Origin of the sequence: Nonomuraea maheshkhaliensis (assembly GCF_039529435.1) — a bacterium.
GTDB classification, from domain to species: Bacteria; Actinomycetota; Actinomycetes; order Streptosporangiales; family Streptosporangiaceae; genus Nonomuraea; species Nonomuraea maheshkhaliensis.
This window is the reverse complement of record NZ_BAAAMU010000282.1, coordinates 1-2,511: the sequence shown is the minus strand read 5'-3', so window position 1 is coordinate 2,511 and position 2,511 is coordinate 1. Positions and strand designations below refer to the sequence as shown.

The following is a 2,511-nucleotide window of genomic DNA, read 5'->3' as shown; positions in this document are numbered from 1 at the left end:
AGCGTCCAGGTGGCGATCACGGCCAGGTCGGCCCAGGGCCATGGCCGTCCTGCCGGGTCCAGCACGGCGAGCAGCGTGTGGGAGAGGTGCTTGAGCGGGAAGAGGTCGCCGATGGTGCTCAGTACGCCGGGCAGCTCGCCTCCCATGATGAACACGTCGGAGACGAAGGCCAGGGGCAGGAAGGTGCCCAGGGTGAGCGCGCCGGCGGTCTGCTGGTCGCGTACGAACGCCACCACCAGCGCGCTGAGCACCGTGAAGCAGGCGACCCCGGCGGCGATCGCGCCGAGCATCCCGGCGATCATGGCAGGCTCGATCCGCACCCCGAAGCCGAGCACGGCCACGGTGGCGAGCACGGCGGCCGTCGCCGAGGTGACCAGCAGCGCGGTGACGAGGTTGCCCGCCTGGTAGGCCCAGCCGGGGAGCGGGGTTCCCGACAGACGCTTGAGCACGCCGCGTTCCCGGTCGCCGGCGGTTCGCTCGGCGAGGTTGACGTACGAGGCGACGCCCACCGTGTAGGTGATCATCGCGCCGAGCATGAACACCGGCAGCCGCACGCCCGACACCTGGACCTCCCCGAAGATGAGCGAGATCAGCGCCAGGAGCAGCACCGGCAGCACCATGGTGAAGAACGCCGTGGACGGGTCGCGGCGCAGCCGGACCAGTGCGTGCGCGACCTGGCCGGTCACCAGCCGCCACGCCGCGGGCCGTCCCCGCCGCGCGGTCCATGGGCGGGCCGCGCCGGTCGCGGCGCCGCGGGCCGGGGGCCGTTCCCAGCGGAAGCGCCACACGGCCACGACAGCGCCGCCGATCCCCCACGCCGCCAGCACCGCCAGATGACCGCCACGGAAACCGGTCCCGGACAGCAGCGGGTTCATGGCGTCGCGGACGGCATTGGCCAGGTGCCGCAACGGGAAGATCCACCCGACGACGTCCAGCCAGGCGGGCAGCCGGGCACCGACCAGCATGATGTCGGAGACGAACGCCAGCGCCAGCAGCAGCCCGGTGCCGAGCAACTGCACCGCCGCCCCATTGCGGACGAGCGCGACCATGGCGAAGCCGAGCGCGGTGAAGCAGGCCGCGCCGGCCAGCAGGGTGAGAAGAAGCGCGGGCAGCGTCCGCCAGACCATCTGCACGTCGTAGAAGAGCAGGCCCACTGTCAGCAGGAGCGCGACCGTCACCACGGCGACCACCAGCGACGCCCCGACGAGCCCGGTCAGCACGGCCCAGGCGGGCACGGGAGTGCCGCGCAGCCGCTTCAGCCAGCCGCGGTCGCGCAGCTCGGACAGACGGATGGCCAGCGTGCCGAAGCAGACCTGGGCGACGCCGAACACCGCCATGACGGGGACGACGAACTGCATCACCCGCACCCCCGTACGGGCGTCCACGACCTGGTTGCCCACGGCCGCACCCACGATCACCGTCATCAGCAGCGGCATCGCCACGGTGAAGACGACCGCGGCCGGGCTGCGGAAGAAGGCGACGACATCGTGCCGGACCAGTCTGGAGATCATGACGCCGCCTCGCTCACCAGGTCGAGGTAGACGTCCTCCAGCGACGGCCGGGTCAGCGTCAGGGCGGTCAGCTCGATGCCGCGCTCCAGCGCCCAGCCGGTCAGGGCGTGCATGTCCCCGGCCGGCCGCGTGGTCTCGACCGACACCACGGGACCGTGCGCCTCGACACGACCCGCCAGGGCAGGCAGATCGGCCACGGCCGTGCCGTCAGGGAGGCGGAAGGACAGCACGCTGGCGGGCTCCCCCGCGACGAGCGTGTCCGGCGACCCGATCGCGACCAGCCGCCCCGCGCGCAGCACCGCCACGCGGTCGGCCAGGTGCTGGGCCTCGTCCATGTAGTGGGTGGTGAGCAGAATGGTGGTGCCGCCGGCGCGTAACCCGTCGATCAGCTCCCACGCGTGGTGCCGAGCAGCCGGGTCGAAGCCGGTGGTGGGCTCGTCCAGGAACAGCACCTCGGGCCGGCCGACCAGGCCGAGGGCCAGGTCCAGGCGGCGGCGCTGCCCGCCGGAGAGCGTACGCACGCGGGCGTCGCGCTTGTCCTTGAGCCCGACCTGCTCGACCACCTCGTACGGGTCACGCGGACGCGGGTAGAACCCCGCGTAGAGCCGGACCAGCTCGGCGACGGAGAACTCGTCCTCGAACCCGGCCTCCTGCAGCACGATGCCGATGTGCTCACGGTAGGCGCGACCGCCGGTGGCCGGGTCGAACCCGAGCACCGACACCTGACCGCCGTCCCGGCCGCGATGTCCCTCCAGGATCTCCACCGTGGTGGTCTTGCCCGCGCCGTTCGGCCCGAGCAGCGCGAACACCTCACCTTGCGCGACGGTGAAGCTCACGTCGTCGACGGCCTTCACCGCCCCGTAGCACTTGCACAGCCCCTCAACGATCACCGGTGACATGTCAGCTCCTTCCACCGCCCCGAGCGTCCTGCGCCCGGGCCGGCGACGGCAGGGCCGAAAGACACAACCTCGGTCCTCGATGAGGGCCTGGCAGGGCGAGC

Annotated in this window: 2 protein-coding genes; both read right to left on the bottom strand. The window is 72.3% G+C overall.

Annotated elements, in window-relative coordinates; genetic code table 11:
• The coding region (locus tag ABFX54_RS56325; RefSeq protein WP_346115559.1) for an ABC transporter permease at window positions 1-1,511 on the bottom strand (1,511 nt) is incomplete at its 3' end.
• Window positions 1,508-2,410, bottom strand: a complete 903-nt coding sequence (locus ABFX54_RS56320; protein ID WP_346115558.1) for an ABC transporter ATP-binding protein — start codon at window positions 2,408-2,410, stop codon at window positions 1,508-1,510. The genes ABFX54_RS56320 and ABFX54_RS56325, both read right to left, overlap by 4 nt.
• Window positions 2,411-2,511: the final 101 nt, after the last annotated feature.

Coding starts and splice junctions, on each gene's coding strand:
- ABFX54_RS56320 (WP_346115558.1), bottom strand. CDS start 2,410: ATGTCACCGGTGATCGTTGAGGGGCTGTGCAAGTGCTACGGGGCGGTG.